This is a genomic window from Photobacterium sp. TY1-4 (assembly GCF_025398175.1).
In the GTDB taxonomy this organism is placed as follows: Bacteria; Pseudomonadota; Gammaproteobacteria; order Enterobacterales; family Vibrionaceae; genus Photobacterium.
In genome coordinates this window covers 2371369-2387381 of sequence record NZ_CP099734.1, presented here as the reverse complement: position 1 = coordinate 2387381, position 16013 = coordinate 2371369, and the positions used below count along the sequence as shown (strand labels likewise).

At 51.0% G+C, this 16013-nt stretch carries 15 protein-coding genes and 1 riboswitch; of the genes, 12 read left to right on the top strand and 3 right to left on the bottom strand.

The genetic code is table 11. From position 1 onward, the window contains the following. Positions 1-17: 17 nt before the first annotated feature. Both NH461_RS11120 and NH461_RS11115 read right to left on the bottom strand, forming a co-directional pair. Complete coding sequence (locus NH461_RS11120; protein WP_261600414.1) at positions 18-593, bottom strand: LON peptidase substrate-binding domain-containing protein; 576 nt, start codon at positions 591-593, stop codon at positions 18-20. Between the two features lie 171 nt (positions 594-764). Further along, positions 765-992 (bottom strand): hypothetical protein, encoded by a 228-nt coding sequence (locus NH461_RS11115; protein WP_261600413.1) that lies wholly within the window; start codon positions 990-992, stop codon positions 765-767. 197 nt (positions 993-1189) lie between these two features. Further along, positions 1190-1334: riboswitch (molybdenum cofactor riboswitch) on the top strand. Here NH461_RS11115 and moaA point away from each other — a divergent pair. From moaA to NH461_RS11055, 12 genes are all read left to right on the top strand, one after another. Further along, positions 1323-2312: a GTP 3',8-cyclase MoaA gene (gene moaA / locus NH461_RS11110; RefSeq protein WP_261600412.1), complete on the top strand. Its 990-nt coding sequence runs from the start codon at positions 1323-1325 to the stop codon at positions 2310-2312. Its footprint overlaps the riboswitch before it by 12 nt. A gap of 95 nt (positions 2313-2407) precedes the next feature. Beyond that, positions 2408-2887, top strand: a complete 480-nt coding sequence (gene moaC / locus NH461_RS11105) for a cyclic pyranopterin monophosphate synthase MoaC (protein WP_261600411.1) — start codon at positions 2408-2410, stop codon at positions 2885-2887. Continuing rightward, the gene (gene moaD / locus NH461_RS11100; protein ID WP_261600410.1) at positions 2884-3129 is read left to right on the top strand and encodes a molybdopterin synthase sulfur carrier subunit; all 246 of its coding nucleotides are present in this window, start codon (positions 2884-2886) and stop codon (positions 3127-3129) included. The genes moaC and moaD overlap by 4 nt, the downstream gene beginning before the upstream one ends. A gap of 2 nt (positions 3130-3131) precedes the next feature. Beyond that, positions 3132-3581, top strand: coding sequence for a molybdopterin synthase catalytic subunit MoaE (gene moaE, locus NH461_RS11095; protein WP_261602890.1), 450 nt, complete (start codon positions 3132-3134; stop codon positions 3579-3581). A gap of 836 nt (positions 3582-4417) precedes the next feature. Then, the gene (locus NH461_RS11090; RefSeq protein WP_261600409.1) at positions 4418-5482 is read left to right on the top strand and encodes a porin; all 1065 of its coding nucleotides are present in this window, start codon (positions 4418-4420) and stop codon (positions 5480-5482) included. A gap of 608 nt (positions 5483-6090) precedes the next feature. Beyond that, positions 6091-6267 carry a hypothetical protein gene (locus NH461_RS11085; RefSeq protein WP_261600408.1) on the top strand — a complete coding sequence of 59 codons (177 nt, stop codon included), beginning with the start codon at positions 6091-6093 and terminating at the stop codon, positions 6265-6267. Positions 6268-6713: 446 nt separating this feature from the next. Further along, a complete protein-coding gene (locus NH461_RS11080) occupies positions 6714-8348 on the top strand; it encodes an ABC transporter substrate-binding protein (RefSeq protein ID WP_261600407.1) in 1635 nt (544 codons plus the stop codon). 110 nt (positions 8349-8458) lie between these two features. Further along, positions 8459-9379, top strand: a complete 921-nt coding sequence (gene oppB / locus NH461_RS11075) for an oligopeptide ABC transporter permease OppB (RefSeq protein ID WP_261600406.1) — start codon at positions 8459-8461, stop codon at positions 9377-9379. A 15-nt stretch (positions 9380-9394) separates the two neighbouring features. Continuing rightward, positions 9395-10306, top strand: coding sequence for an oligopeptide ABC transporter permease OppC (gene oppC / locus NH461_RS11070; RefSeq protein WP_261602889.1), 912 nt, complete (start codon positions 9395-9397; stop codon positions 10304-10306). Between the two features lie 68 nt (positions 10307-10374). Next, complete coding sequence (locus NH461_RS11065; RefSeq protein ID WP_261600405.1) at positions 10375-11340, top strand: ABC transporter ATP-binding protein; 966 nt, start codon at positions 10375-10377, stop codon at positions 11338-11340. Then, positions 11340-12329 (top strand): murein tripeptide/oligopeptide ABC transporter ATP binding protein OppF, encoded by a 990-nt coding sequence (gene oppF / locus NH461_RS11060; protein ID WP_261600404.1) that lies wholly within the window; start codon positions 11340-11342, stop codon positions 12327-12329. Before NH461_RS11065 ends, oppF begins: the two co-directional genes overlap by 1 nt. Positions 12330-12504: 175 nt before the next feature. Then, positions 12505-14616 (top strand): methyl-accepting chemotaxis protein, encoded by a 2112-nt coding sequence (locus NH461_RS11055; RefSeq protein ID WP_261600403.1) that lies wholly within the window; start codon positions 12505-12507, stop codon positions 14614-14616. 134 nt (positions 14617-14750) lie between these two features. Here NH461_RS11055 and NH461_RS11050 read toward each other — a convergent pair whose 3' ends face one another. Then, positions 14751-15884 (bottom strand): cupin domain-containing protein, encoded by a 1134-nt coding sequence (locus NH461_RS11050; protein WP_261600402.1) that lies wholly within the window; start codon positions 15882-15884, stop codon positions 14751-14753. Between the last annotated feature and the right edge of the window lie 129 nt (positions 15885-16013).

Sequence of the window (16013 nt, the reverse complement as noted above, 5' to 3'; positions counted from 1 at the left end):
GTTGCTACAGCCCGGTTTTAGTGGGGCTTATGCATAATACTCATCAGATAGTCATAGGTGTCCATGCAGCTTGGTGTATTAAGCAGCATCTGCTTTTCGCTGGCAGGCACCGGTAAAATCTCCAGCCAGCGCTGACAAAGCCAGCTGAGATTATTAAATTGTTTCTTCTGGTTTAACTGATTGAGTTCAGGATGTTTTTTGAACATCTGCTTGAGCTTGTCAGCTAAAATACGTTGCTCATTGCGGATTTTGACTTCCGGCCACTGCGGAATGAGCTCACACTCGCCGCTGATAGCGCCGGACTCGCTTTGCTCCAACGCGTGAATACGGAAGTTCTCGTGGCCGTACACGGTCACAATCAATGAGCCGTCAATGGCCGAGGTATCGAAGTCTTCAACGGTCACCCGGGTGCCGATATGGAAAAACTCATGGCCATGCTCATTTTCGTCAAACATACAGATGCCAAACCCTTCGGAAGACAATAGCGCCGCTTTAAATGCTTCCATTTGCGGACCCGGTGCAATGCGAATTGGCATTCTTCCACCGGGCAGGACATGGCGTTTTTGAAAAAGTAGTGGTAATGACTGTTTCATAATCGGCTCCGGCTGTCGTTCTTGATGTCTGGTATGCTAGACGTTGCAATAGTGATGCCGGAATTTCATCTGATGGCCAGAACGCCTGATTTAAGCCGGATTCCTGATTTTCACTGATGCATTCGTTTTCATATTGCGAAATTCATCCGTGAAACGGTTGCAAATTGCGAATCATTTTTGATTCGCAATTATTTTAAGCGCACTGTCGCTGGGGAGTAACTCCAGGTGGCTTTGCTCATTGAAGTACCAGCCTTTGATGATGCCTTTGGCCATCATGTCGTGAAATCCGGCAATGACTTCTTCCGCGGCTTCATGAGCGTGCCGGGCATCAAGCCCTTCTTCGCGCTGCAAGTAGAGCGCAATATCGTTTACAGTGGCAGATTCGATGATATTGGACATAATTCCCCCACAAACTGTAAGAAAATTTGCATAACTTCTCTTTAGTAGTATTGTCGCGATTTCTGACGATCGGTAGAATACCCGACATCTTTTTTAGAGAATTGTCATTAGGTCAAACTCTCTGATAAGTTATAAAGACTATGCCGCTTTGTTGTTGGTCGTGTGAATCGTCGCACTCTCAACAAAGACTCTCAACAAAGCAGCCATAACTCCGAGCTCTATTCACTAAGTTGCCTCGTGAACGACGCAATAGGTGACGTGAGCCGTGACATTATGTCACCAGGGTCGATAAAGAAATGCATCGGCCTCCCGTATTTGGAAAGGTGTTTCGTGGCGAATCAATTTGAAGATCAATACCATCGCAAGTTTTACTACTTGCGGCTTTCAGTGACGGACGTTTGTAATTTCAAATGTACCTACTGCCTCCCTGACGGCTATCGACCGGCAGAGAGAAAAAAACCTTCTTTTCTAACCCTGGATGAAATTCGCCGGGTGACCGGTGCGTTTGCGTCTTGCGGTACCACTAAAGTCCGGATCACCGGAGGGGAGCCGTCATTGCGACGGGACTTCACCGACATTATCCGGACGGTTGCCGAGCAGCCCGGGATCCGCAAAGTGGCGACCACCACCAATGGTTACCGAATGGCCAAGCATGTCCGGGAATGGCGTCAGGCCGGCTTGACGCACTTGAATGTCAGTGTTGATAGCCTGGATCCGAAGATGTTCTTCCAGATCACTGGCGAGAACTTGTTCCATCAGGTCATGGATGGCATTGATGCAGCCTTTTCGGCCGGATTTGAGCAGGTCAAAATCAACACGGTTTTGCTGAAAGACCTTAATTCACAACAACTGCCGCAATTCCTGAACTGGATTAAAGACCGACCGATTCAGCTCCGGTTTATCGAGCTGATGCAAACCGGTGAAATGGACGGTCTGTTCCAGCGCCACCATGTCTCCGGCGTGAGTATCCGAAATCATCTGATTGCCAATGGCTGGCTGCTCAAGCCCCGGGCCAACAATGATGGCCCCGCCCAGGTTTTCTTCCACCCGGATTACCTGGGGGAAGTGGGTCTGATCATGCCGTATGAGAAAGATTTTTGTCAGAGCTGTAACCGACTGCGGATCTCGGCTCTCGGTAAACTGCACCTGTGCCTGTTTGGTGATCATGGGGTCGATCTGCGTGATCTGCTGAGTCATGACCATCAGCAGGCAGCGCTGATCGAGCGGATTCAACGTGGCTTGCAGGAAAAAGCGGTCAGTCATTTTCTGGATGACGGCAATACCGGCATGACACCTCACCTTGCATCGATTGGTGGTTAACACCCCCGGGCCTTACTTTATCGCGATCGAGGCGGCTTTTGGTCGCGGGGTGAGAAGGCCGGGTTTGGTTGCATGACCATCTGAAGGGAAAAACAATGACACAATTGACACACATTAACGCGTCCGGCGAAGCCAACATGGTAGATGTCTCCGGAAAGGTGGATTCGGTACGGGAAGCTCGTGCTGAAGCGTTTGTCCACATGGCGCCAGAGACGCTGGCGCTGATTGTCTCGGGCCAGCACCATAAAGGGGATGTCTTCGCAACCGCGCGGATCGCCGGGATCCAAGCTGCAAAGAAAACCTGGGACTTGATCCCGTTGTGCCATCCGCTGCTACTGTCGAAAGTTGAAGTGCAGTTAGAAGCCATTCCGGCTGAAAATACCGTCCGGATTGAGTCGTGTTGTAAACTGGCCGGTAAAACCGGCGTGGAGATGGAAGCGCTGACGGCTGCCTCGGTGGCGGCGCTGACCATTTATGACATGTGCAAAGCGGTTCAAAAAGACATGGTAATTGGCCAGGTTCGTTTGCTGGAAAAAACGGGCGGTAAATCCGGACATTTTAAGGTGGAAGCATGATTAAGGTACTTTTTTTTGCTCAGGTCAAAGAGCTGGTGGGCGTCGAACAACTTGATGTTGCCGCTGAATTCACGACCGCTGAGGCATTGCGGGCGCACCTGGCAACCCGGGGTGATAAGTGGCAACTGGCACTGGAGCCGGGGAAATTGCTGGTTGCGGTGAATCAGACCATTTGTGCTCTCGACAGTGCGCTTAGCGATGGCGACGAGGTTGCGTTTTTCCCGCCGGTGACCGGAGGCTGATGATGATTTCTGTACAGGTTGATGACTTCTCTGTTGCCGAAGAGTACGCCAGGCTGGCAGAGGGCAACAATGCCGGTGCGGTCGTCACGTTTGTCGGTAAAGTCCGTGATTTCAATCAGGGGGATCACGTGACCGGACTGTCGCTGGAACATTATCCCGGCATGACTGAAAAAGCATTGACGGAAATTGTTGAACAAGCCCAAGTGCGTTGGCCGTTGTTGCAAACCCGGGTGATCCACCGGGTTGGCGATTTGGCGCTGGGCGATCAAATTGTCTTTGTCGGTGTGACCAGTGCCCATCGCGGCGCAGCATTTCAGGCGTGTGAATTTATCATGGACTACCTGAAGACCCGGGCACCGTTCTGGAAGAAAGAGCAAACCCCGGCTGAATCGCGCTGGGTTGATGCCCGGGAAACGGACACTACGGCCGCAGAGCGTTGGCAGTCCTCGTGACCTGAGTTAACCGACTTGTTGCCCGATTCTGGCAACAAGTCGGTGGTTGTCCTGCTTTTATCCCTACCGACTATCTTCTCGTCACTGCTCGTACTCACGGGAAATCAACAGTGAACACTATCATTATCCCATCGCAGTGCCACCGTTTTACCTCCACCACATAACAGTTTTTGATGTGTCGAAAGATGGATTGACCCTGATTATTTGTTGCCAGAGATTTGTCGCTTAGGGGATCTCTCTGAAACAGCGAGACGCCATACTTCTCGCTGATAGCTGCTGATCTCTGCGTTGTTTGGGTTTTAGATGAATAATCTGAATTATAAATTATATAGTGAATTATATTACTGTATTTAATTTCCAAGTTATTATTTAATTTTGTAGTCGCAGTTTTAGTTCGAGTTTAATATCGTAACTCCAAGTCATTTCGTGAATAAAAAATAAATCTATCCTCCATTCATGCGACCGAGGCGGGTTTAATTCGCGGCAGTATTTCTTATCATATTTGACCCGTTTTTTAGATGAATTGACAACTTTAGGTCGGTGTTTTTTTGTCTTTTTTATATTTTTTTGTGATTTTTAGTTATCTAGTATTCCATTTGGTTATCAATGGAAGGGGGTGTTCTATGCGGGTTTTGTGAATAAATCGTCATGAATTCCTGTTAATTTATAAAATTGGTGTGGTTTTATTCATGATGTGCGGGTTTGTATGTGGTTCATGATGCTGTTGAATGCTAATTTTGTGGTTTTATATCGTATTGCGGCGGGTTTATGTTGCTGATATGTTTCAACTCGACTTGGGATGAGTCGAAATTACAGAAATTTACAGGTAAGTAAAAATGAAAAAAACACTTTTAGCAGTAGCAATTCCCGCCATTATTTTCAGCAATGCCGCCAGTGCCGTTGAACTTCTGAAAGACGAAGGTGCGATGGTTGATTTTTACGGTCAACTACGTACTCAAGTTGAAAAATACGAAGACAAAGACGTGACTCTAAACGCTGGCTCTTCTCGTGCTGGTGTACAAGCTCAATATGCCCTTTCTGATACAGTGGACGTATTTGGTAAGGTTGAGTTTGGTATCGCCTTCAAGGAATCGAAGGACGAGTACAACATGAAAAACCGTCTGCACTTTGCCGGTGTAGATACAGATTTCGGTAAGATTTCGTTTGGTCGCCAATGGGTTATCTCGGATGAAATCTACGGTGCCGACTATTCTTACTTCTTCGGTGGCTCAGGTATGCGTTATGGCACCCTTTCGGGGGCGCGTCATGACTCACTGATCAAATACACCTTTGAAGGTGAAAACTTTCTGCTGGCTGCCAACTACGGCCTGGCTGAAGATGACACCAACCAGGAGTTGTCTGAGCTTTATGTGACGACAAGTGTTGGCGGTTTCAACTTCCACATCGGTGGTGGTGTAAACCGCGATAAATCTTATAAAGTTGGCACAGACAAAGTTACTGATCCAGCCAAAGAGACTGATGTAAACGCAGATCTGGAAAACACCTACTATGAAGGGACTGTTGAGTATACTTTCGGTCCGGCGTTGATCGGTTTCACTTACTACAATGCTGAACTGGAAGCCAAAGCGTCAGGTGCGAGCATTGAGGAAGATGCGTTCAGCTTGGGTGCCACCTATAGCTGGGCAGACAATGCGACAGCTTATGCTGGCTATGAGTATGTTGAGCAATCATCAGGTGCGTTGAATACTGATGGCGACGGCGAGAACTTTTATATTGGTACCGACTACCACTTCAACAAGTGGTCCCGTATCTATGTTGAGTACGGCTATAAAGACGGCACAACGTTGGGCTTCTCTAATAAAGGGAGCGACAGCACAATTTCACCATCAGTCTCTGACGGTGAAAGCCAGTACGCCATTGGTGCCCGCGTATACTGGTAAGCCACTCAACATTCATTGTCTTATTTATTTTTGCCCGGCCGACGCGCCGGGCTTTTTTGTCGCTGGCGTTCAGCGTCGTTTCGGCAAGGGTTCAGATTTCAGGCAATAAAATAGCCCCTGAGATGGGGCTAGGCTGGTGGTAGAAAGCTTATGGCTTTAATGACACCGGTGATCACCGTTTGGTTTTATGTGCCGGTGGCACATAACCGTGGCGAACACGGGAAGGGCTTGGACGCGAGTTGCAACCACTGGGTCTCATTATGAACTCTCAAATAGAACGGAACGGAAACGAATTGTTGAAGTCTGACTTCATCCTGCGAACCTGAATCCATCCTCCAACACGTTCATACTAGCGCCATTGTGCATGGGTAGATACTTGAAAAATGATAAAAAATGGGTTTGTGAAAAGTTAATCTATCAGCCTTTTTTTTATTCGCTTTTGTTATTAATTCCGTGCTTCAAGCAAGGATTATGCTTCTGTGCCATATTTATCATTCATCCTGTAAATTCTGTGAATTCAACTTTACAGGTCGTTCAACGAGGGCCGATAGCTCGGGACTGGTCTCTCGACAGAGGGCTCTCGGAAATGGTTGACAGGGGAGGAGAGCATGAAGCACAGACGCGTATCAAACCGCCGTGTTAAGCAAATGTTAGAAGAGCTCCACACAGATGAGATGCATATCGTCTCGATTGACAGTGACGGAGAGCATCATTTGATCGATAACAATCAATCTTCAGATCGGCAGCAACGGCCAAATTTCGACTTAGGTCGTGAAAATAAGTAATGCCGAGTTTGACCGAAGCGCCTGACGACAGGCGCTTTTTTATGTCCTTAGGTCATGTTTTTACAACTGTGTTATTGACTATGCTAATAAATGTTAAATATACAGGTGTTTTATGCTGATTGTTTATTCATATCTGTGATTATTTATTCGTATTTTGCGTTTTTTTGGTACCTTTGGCGGATTTCCCTCTATTGAGACGGTTTCATGACAGAAAGCGCTAGCATGCATTTGAAGGGTGGTGGATATAACTATGTAATGGATTGCTGTAGAGGATAATATCGCTTTTTGTTATCAATTTGTGGCAAATTGCTTCAATGCCTGATAAGGTTTTGACCAATTCTTCGGTTCGCTCTGTATTGTTTAGGATTAACGGGACAGACACTGCTGACGACTCAGCCAACTGAAGAACGTCAAGGACGTATTGATTAATGTATTGGAGCTAATGCATGAATAAGAACAAGATTACTCAGGCGCTTATGCTAAGCGCGGGTATGGCTGTTGCTGCCACCTCTTTTTCCACCCTGGCAGCCGATGTACCAGCTGGCGTCAAGCTGGCCGCAAAACAAGAAATGGTTCGCGGTAACGGTACTGAAGTTGAATCTCTTGATCCGCAAAAAGTCTCTGGTGTTCCAGAATCCAACGTCATTCGTGACCTAATGGAAGGCCTGGTAAACCAGGACGGCAACGGTAACCTAGTTGGCGGCGTCGCTAAATCCTGGGAAACCAAAGACAACAAAACCTGGATCTTCCATCTTCGCCCGGAAGCGAAATGGTCAAACGGCGATCCAGTTTCGGCAGCTGACTTTGTTTATGCATGGCAGCGTTTGGCCGACCCGAAAACCGGTTCCCCTTATGCGTCATACCTGGAAATGACCACGATGAAAAACGCCGTGGACATCATTTCGGGCAAGAAGAGCCCGGACGCTCTGGGTGTTGAAGCGGTTGATGCACACACGCTGAAAGTTTCGCTGGAGAAGCCGGTACCATACTTTGTGGCGATGACCGTACACACTTCTATGAAGCCAGTGAACCAAAAAGTGGTTGAAAAGTTTGGTGACAAGTGGACCAGCCCGGAAAACTACGTCGGTAACGGCGCGTTTGTTCTGGACAAGTGGGTAGTGAACGAGCGTATCGTACTGACGCGTAACTCCAAGTACTGGGACAATGACAAAACCGTGCTGAACCAGGTCACTTACCTGCCGATTGAAAACCAGGTTGCAGAAATGAACCGCTTCCTGGCTGGTGAGGTTGACGTGACGTATGAAATGCCGAACGAGCACTTCAAGCGTCTGGTGAAAGAGTATCCGGAAGACGTCAAGGTCACACCATACCTGTGTTCTTACTACTACGAGTTTAATACCACCAAAGCCCCATTTGATAACGAGAAAGTTCGTAAAGCCCTGTCTTACGCGATTGATCGTGATGTCATTGCCAAGTTCATCGTGGGTAAAGGGGAAACACCGGCATATAACTTCACGCCGCTGGCAACAAATGGCCTGGAAGTGGAGACGCCTGAGTACGCCAAGCTGACCCAGAAAGAGCGTGTTGCGAAAGCAAAAGCGTTGTTGGAAGAAGCGGGTTACGGCCCGAGCAATCCGCTGAAATTTGACCTGCTGTACAACACCAGTGAAAACCACAAGAAAGTGGCGGTTGCCATTGCTTCAATGTGGAAAAAGCAGCTGGGTGTCACCGCCGTGTTGGAAAACCAAGAGTGGAAGAGCTACCTCGACAGCAAGCGTCAGGGTAACTTCGAAGTGTCCCGTGCCGGCTGGTGTGGTGACTACAACGAAGCATCGACCTTCCTGGCAATCATGCGTGACGGTCACTCTCAGAACTACCCACGCTATACAAGCGCGTCTTACGACAGCCAGTTGGACAAAGCGCTTACGGCTGCTTCTGACGCCGATCGTGCCCAGGCTTACAAACAAGCTGAAGCACTCCTGGCCAAGGACATGCCAATCCTGCCAATTTATCACTACGTGAATGCGCGTCTGGTGAATCCGAACCTGGGTGGCTATCCGGAGCACAACCCTGAAGATAACATCTTCAGTAAAGACCTCTACATCATTGCTGACAAATAAACAGCAAGATATCTAATATGCGCTGCTCCAGGAATGGGGCAGTGCTGTTTATTCGTATTTGTTACGAACAAACGTTAACTGTCACAGACTGAACGACACGGTGGAATTTTATGATTAAATTCATCGCAAAACGGATTTTTGAAGCTATACCGACCCTGTTGGTACTGATTACAATCTCGTTTTTCCTGATGCGTTTTGCGCCAGGCAACCCTTTCTCCAGCGACCGACCGCTGCCGCCGGAGGTGATGGCCAATATCGAGGCGAAATACGGCCTGGATAAGCCGGTATTTGAGCAATACACGACCTACCTTGGAAATATTCTCCACGGCGATTTTGGCCCGTCATTTAAATATAAAGACTTTACGGTGAATGAACTGGTGGCCGAAGCGCTGCCGGTCTCGGCCAAGATTGGTTTCTTTGCCTTTATCTTTGCACTCATCATGGGGGTCACCGTCGGGACGATTGCTGCTTTGAAGCAAAATAGTTGGCTTGATTACACTATCATGTCAACCGCCATGGCCGGGGTGGTGATGCCCTCCTTTATCCTGGCGCCGGTCCTGATTTATATCTTCTCGATTAACCTCGGTTGGCTGCCAGCCGGCGGCTGGAATGACGGCTCGCTGCAATACATGATGCTGCCGATGATCGGGATGTCGCTGTTGTACGTTGCGACGTTTGCGCGGATCACCCGTGGTAGCATGATCGAGACACTGAACAGTAACTTTATCCGCACTGCCCGCGCCAAAGGGCTGAGCTATACCTACATTATTCTCAAGCATGCACTGAAACCAGCCCTGTTGCCTGTGGTGTCCTATATGGGGCCTGCCTTCGTCGGGATTATCACCGGCTCGGTAGTCATCGAAACCATCTTCGGCCTGCCTGGCATCGGCAAATTGTTCGTGAACGCTGCCTTTAACCGTGATTATTCACTGGTCCTTGGTATCACGATTCTTATCGGTACCCTGACAATTATCTTCAATGCGCTTGTCGATATTGCCTTGGCGTACATTGATCCGAAAATTCGTTACTAGGGGGCCAACACCATGATGCTTACAAAAAAAGAAAATGTAGAGGCCGTTGAGAAGTTTTCTGAACAGCTGGAAATTGAAGGCCGTAGCCTGTGGCAAGATGCCCGTATTCGTTTTATGCGCAATAAAGCGGCGATGGTGAGCCTGGGGATCCTGTTTTTGATCACCCTGGCTGTGATTTTTGGTCCGATGTTCAGCCAGTATGCATTTGATGATACCGATTGGTATGCGATGCATGCGGGGCCAAGCTTCGGTCCTGAAGGTCACTTTTTCGGAACTGACAGCCTGGGCCGTGACCTGTATACCCGGACCCTGATTGGTGGCCGGATCTCCCTGATGGTTGGGATCCTGGGCGCATTGGTCGCCGTGGTGATCGGGACGTTATACGGCGCGACTTCCGGTTTTATTGGCGGCCGGACTGACCGCGTGATGATGCGGGTGCTGGAAATCCTGTACTCCATCCCGTTCATGTTCTTCGTGATCGTGCTGGTGACCTTCTTTGGCCGGAACATCATGCTGATTTTCGTTGCGATCGGTGCGATCTCCTGGCTGGATATGGCGCGGATTGTTCGGGGTCAGACCCTGTCGCTGCGTAGCAAAGAGTTTATTGAAGCTGCCTACGTCTCCGGGGTCAGCCGCTGGCGGATCATTACCCGCCATATCGTGCCAAACGTTTTAGGTATTGTTGCCGTGTACTCAACCCTACTGGTACCGTCAATGATCCTGACTGAGTCCTTCCTTAGCTTTCTGGGCCTTGGGGTACAGGAGCCGATGACCAGCTGGGGCGCGCTTCTGCAAGAAGGCTCTCAAACGATGGAAGTGGCCATCTGGCAGCTGATGTTCCCTGCAGCATTTATGGTCGTAACTTTGTTCTGCTTTAACTATGTGGGTGACGGTTTGCGTGACGCACTGGATCCAAAAGACAGATAAGAATCGGAATTGCCCTGGCTGGGCTGTCGTCCGGCTCAGCCAGCGACAGGCGTTATAAGGAAGTATTTATGAGCTTATTAGATGTCAAAGATCTACGCGTAGAATTTAAAACACAAGACGGGATCGTCACCGCGGTTAATGATCTGAACTTCTCTCTGGAGCAGGGAGAAACCCTGGGTATTGTTGGTGAATCCGGTTCTGGCAAAAGCCAGACCGTCTTCTCGATTATGGGCCTGTTGGCCAAAAACGGCGTGATTAGCGGCAGTGCTAAATTTGAAGGTCGTGAAATTCTCAATCTGCCGGAGCGGGAGCTCAACAAGATCCGCGCCGAGCAGATCGCGATGATCTTTCAGGATCCGATGACCTCGCTGAACCCGTACATGAAAGTCAGCGATCAGCTGATGGAAGTGCTGATGCTGCACAAGGGCATGGGCAAGTCTGAAGCGTTTGAAGAAAGTGTCCGGATGCTGGAAGCGGTGAAAATTCCAGAAGCACGCAAGCGGATCACCATGTACCCGCATGAATTTTCCGGCGGGATGCGCCAGCGGGTGATGATTGCCATGGCATTGCTGTGCCGTCCGAAACTGCTGATTGCCGATGAGCCGACCACGGCACTGGATGTGACCGTTCAGGCACAGATCATGGAGCTGCTTAACGAGCTCAAAAGTGATTTCAACACCGCGATCATCATGATCACCCACGATCTGGGGGTGGTTGCCGGGAGCTGCGACAAGGTTCTGGTGATGTATGCCGGTCGGACCATGGAATACGGCAAGATCAACGAAATTTTCTATCAGCCGTCACACCCGTATACAGAGGGTTTGTTGAAGGCGATTCCACGCCTGGATACTGAAGGAGAAATCCTGCCGACGATCCCGGGTAACCCGCCGAACTTACTGCGTCTGCCACCAGGCTGTCCTTACCAGGAGCGTTGCCACCGGGCAACCCCTCAGTGTAAGCAGGAAGCCCCTGCGCTGCTGGGCTTTGCGGAAGGTCGTTTACGTGCGTGTTTTTCTGATGTGGGGACGTGGTAATGGAAGCACAAAAAAATCTGTTGTTAGAGATCCAGGATCTCAAAGTTCACTTTGACATTGCCGCCAAATCGGCCTGGCCGTGGACCAAGCCGACCAAACTGAAAGCGGTCGATGGGGTCGGGATCCGTTTATATGAAGGTGAGACCCTGGGCGTGGTGGGTGAGTCTGGCTGTGGAAAGTCGACGTTTGCCCGCGCGGTGATCGGTTTGGTTGAAGCGACTGAAGGCAATGTTGTTTGGCTGGGCCAGGATCTGACCAAGTTGGATCAGGTGGCGATGCGTGAAAAGCGCAAAGAGATCCAGATGATTTTCCAGGACCCGCTGGCGTCACTGAACCCGCGCATGACGGTTGGTGAAATCATTGCCGAGCCGCTGAAGGCTTTTTATCCGAACATGAGTGTCGATGATGTGAAGCAGCAGGTGAAGGCGATGATGACGAAAGTCGGCCTGTTGCCGAACGTGATCAACCGCTACCCGCACGAATTCTCCGGCGGTCAGTGTCAGCGGATCGGGATTGCCCGTGCGCTGATCCTGAAACCGAAATTGATCATCTGTGATGAGCCGGTCTCAGCGCTCGATGTCTCGATTCAGGCGCAGGTGGTGAACCTGCTGAAATCTCTGCAGAAGGAAATGGGGCTGAGCCTGATTTTCATCGCGCACGACTTGTCGGTGGTGAAACACATCTCCGACCGCGTTCTGGTGATGTATCTCGGGAACGCGGTGGAAATGGGCGAAGGAGAGGCACTGTTTGCCGAACCGAAACACCCTTATACCAAAGCGCTGATGTCAGCGGTGCCAATCCCGGATCCGGACCTTGAACGCAATAAAGAGATCCAGTTGCTGGAAGGGGAGCTGCCGTCGCCGATGAACCCGCCTTCAGGGTGTGTGTTCCGGACCCGCTGCCCGCAGGCGACCGCAACATGTGCGGAGAAAAAACCGCAACTGGAAGGCGGTGACATCCATGCGGTGGCCTGTTTAAACGTACATTAATTCAAGCCTGTGACAGGCTTTAAGCGCGGTGTAAAAGCCGCGCTTTTTTTCTATTGGGGGCCTTTGCAAGAAATCAAAACCGGGAGTCAAAATACAAACGTCGCGGCGTCTCTTACGTTGTTCGACAGCATGTTTCAGTCACACATCGTATTTAAGAAAAACAAGGATTGTTGATATGCGGTCATTATCGGTGCAATGGAAAATTACCCTGATGGCAGGGGTCGGCCTATTGATGACAGTACTGGTGTTAACCAGTCTCTCTTTTTACTTTTCGGCGCAAAGCCAGCAGCTGGTCAGCGAGCAGTCATTTGCCTCGTTGCGGGGGAAGTCGCAGAGCGTCGTGCAGGCGCAAGCTGAACGTCAGGCAATCCGCGTGCAGCAGTATCTGGATGAAGCTACCTATCGCGCGGAAATGCTGGCGCAGAGTGTGCTGTTTCTCAAATACAATGCCGAAGAGAATTTTACCGGCAGCGAAGCACTGCGCGGCTCGATTAATGAGCTGCTCCGCCGCGCCGCCAATGAGTTTCCTAATATTTATGGCACTTTCGCCGTGTTTGAACCCGATGCGCTCGATGGCGAAGATAACAATTACCACAGTGCTTCCTATGTCGGTGCCAATGAACAAGGGCGTTTTGCATCCTACTGGGCCAAACCGGGCACCGAAGATGCAGCCCAGTTTGTCTTTTCTGAAACGGCTCTCACTGCACAGCAAGCATCCTGGTATCGCTGTAGCTTAAGCAGCCTTAATCCGTGTGTTCTGGAGCCGAAATTTGCGACCCATGGGGGAGAAGGGCAACTGGTTAGCACCATTACCATTCCGTTGGTTGTTGATGAGGTAGCTGTCGGGGTGATGGGGATTGATATCCGGCTTGATACGCTGCATTCGGTGATCAGTCAGGTTGACCAGAGCATGTTCGGTGGCAGCGGAAAGGTTTCCTTGCTCAGTGAGCAGGGCACGATTGTCGCCTGGGATCAGGCCAGCAACCGGCGGGGCAGCAAATTGAACCGCGGTGATGGCTTACCCGAAGCGATCTCAAGCTGGCTGGCGCAGGGGCAGACTGTGGTCGGCTGGAGCGGTGATCAACAATGGCTGCAGGCGTTTACTCCGGTCTCCCTGGGACAATCCTCTTGGGGGGTGGTGATCCAGTTGCCGGCGGACCAGGTGTTGGCCGAAGCGATTTCCCTGGATTCGGCAATCACCCAACAGCGTGAAGAATCAACCTGGGTTCAGGTCGCAGCCAGCGCCATCATCGCGGTTGTGGGACTGCTGGTGGTGTTGTTTTCCGCCGCCCGGTTGGTGGCCCCAATCAAGCAGGTGGCTGAACGACTAAAAGACATCGCCTCCGGTGAGGGCGATTTAACGCAGCGGCTTGAGGTCGTTCAGCAGGATGAGGTCGGTGAGCTGGCGCTGTGGTTTAACCGTTTCCTGGACAAACTGCAACACACTATGAGTCAGGTCGTCAAAGCCGTCGATGAGGTTGGTCGTACCGCCAACGAAGCGGCCCAGGTCGCCAGCAGTAGCCGGGACAGCAGCCAGGCACAATTTAAAGAAGTGGATATGGTGGCGACGGCCGCTGAAGAAATGGCTCAGACTGCTGAGCAAGTGGTCCACCATACCGAAACGGCAGTGGTGGCTGCCAGCCAGGCCGGTATATCGGCTGAAGATGGCCAGCAGGTGGTCGAGCGCTCTGCTGAAGCGATGACCGCGTTGGTGTCCCGGATGGCGAATGCCGTACCGGCAGCCCGGGCACTGGCTAGTAACAGCGACGATATTAATCAGATCCTGCAAGTCATTGCTGCAATTTCAGAGCAAACGAATCTACTGGCATTGAACGCGGCCATTGAGGCGGCGCGTGCCGGTGAGCAGGGACGGGGGTTTGCGGTGGTGGCTGATGAAGTACGCCAACTGGCCGGTCGTACCCAGGACTCGGTCGGTCAAATTCGCTCGGTGATTGAGGTGTTGCAGCAGGGGACTCAGGATGTTGTCGGGGCCATCGAAGAAGGCAGTGAGCTGGCGACAGAAACCGCGCAGCAGGTCAGTCAGGCCGTCGAGAGTCTGGATCAGATCACGGATGCCGTGAAGTCGATTCAGGCGATGAACGAGCAGATCATGCATGCTGCGCAGGAGCAGCAGGCGGTGTCAGGCGAAGTGAACCGCAATGTGGTGAATATTCGCAATTTGAGTGAAGGGATCCTGAATCAGGCCGAAAGCTCAGCAGATATCGGCCAGCGATTGACCCGCTTGTCGACTCACCAGCAGGCCCTGACCGGACAGTTCAAGGTATAGCGAAGAAGAAGGCCAAGGTTTCGCCGAGTGGATCGAGGTGTCGCCGAGGGACAGGCTCCGGGCAAAACGAGAATGGCCGCTACGTTGTGAAGTCAACGCAGCGGCCGTCGCGTATGTATTGATGGTGTCCGCGGTTATTCAGCCGGGTACCAGTACCCTAAGTTAATCAGCTGGGTGAGGAGCGCCATAAAGGCCGGATGGTCGAGCTGTTTGCCCAGGCTGTCGCGGCTGATGGTGTCCTGATCGCACAGATAGGTAGCTGCATTGCTGCACTCCGGCGGCAGCTCAAACCGTTCACCATTAATGTAGAGAATATGCGGGTGCTCCGGGTAGTAGAAAGCCCGCAGGCCGCCCAAGCGTTTGACCGTTTCCCCTTCTTCGAGGAACTGGTAAGTTTCGTTGATCTGCCATGGCGGCTCGGCCGTGATGACATCCAGCTCGTGGCGGCTGGCACTCAGGTGCTCCCCCATCCACTTTTTCAAAAGCTGCGGGTGATCCAGCAGGCTGCGCATCATGTTTTCCAGATCGCGAAATTCAGCATCCGGGATCGCGCCATAGTTTTTCCGGGCCGGTAAATCGGGGTTGTGGTAATGCACATCCCCGATTTCATTGGCAATCACATAATCAGCAAAACTGCTCAGCAGCTCCTGTTTTTTCGGCGAACGGAAGCCGACCGAAAAGCTCATTGCCGTCTCGATGGCATAGCCGTCATGGGGGAAACCCGGCGGTATATAAAGGATATCGCCCGGCTCGAGGATCTCATCAATGATCGGATCAAAGTCCTTGATATGGCGCAGGGCAGGGTGGCGGAATTCTTCCTCGTAGTCCTCTTTCTTCGGACCGACCCGCCAGCGGCGTTTGCCCGAGCCCTGGACGATAAAGACATCGTACTGATCAATATGCGGACCGACGCCGCCACCTGGGGTGGAATAGCTGATCATCAAATCATCAAACAACCAACCGGGCATTTGGCGAAACGGAGCGACCAGACGTGCGGCGCCTTCATGCCAGTGGTTGGCGGCCTGCACGGTGAAAGACCAGTTGTCCTCCGGCATGTTGTCAAAACTGAGCGGCCCATGACGGACATCCCAGTCTTCGCCGTGTCTGGCGATATAGCGGGAATCGACTTCTTCCTCCATCGCCAAACCGGCCAGCTCGTCCGGGCTGATTGGGTCAATGAAGTTCTGGAAACCACCTTTGATGATGGTCGGTTGTTTTTGCCAGTATTGCGCCAGAAAGGCATCAAAGGCGAAGCTGAGTTGGTACATAAGATCACTATTGCTAGGCGTTTGCCGCGAGTATAGCGCATTTCAGCGATGAGAGTGATGGGGAAGTCGTTGTGAGCAAGAGCAAAAAAAGAGAGGCTGAGGTGGCCTCTCAAATGAAGTCCTTTTCGT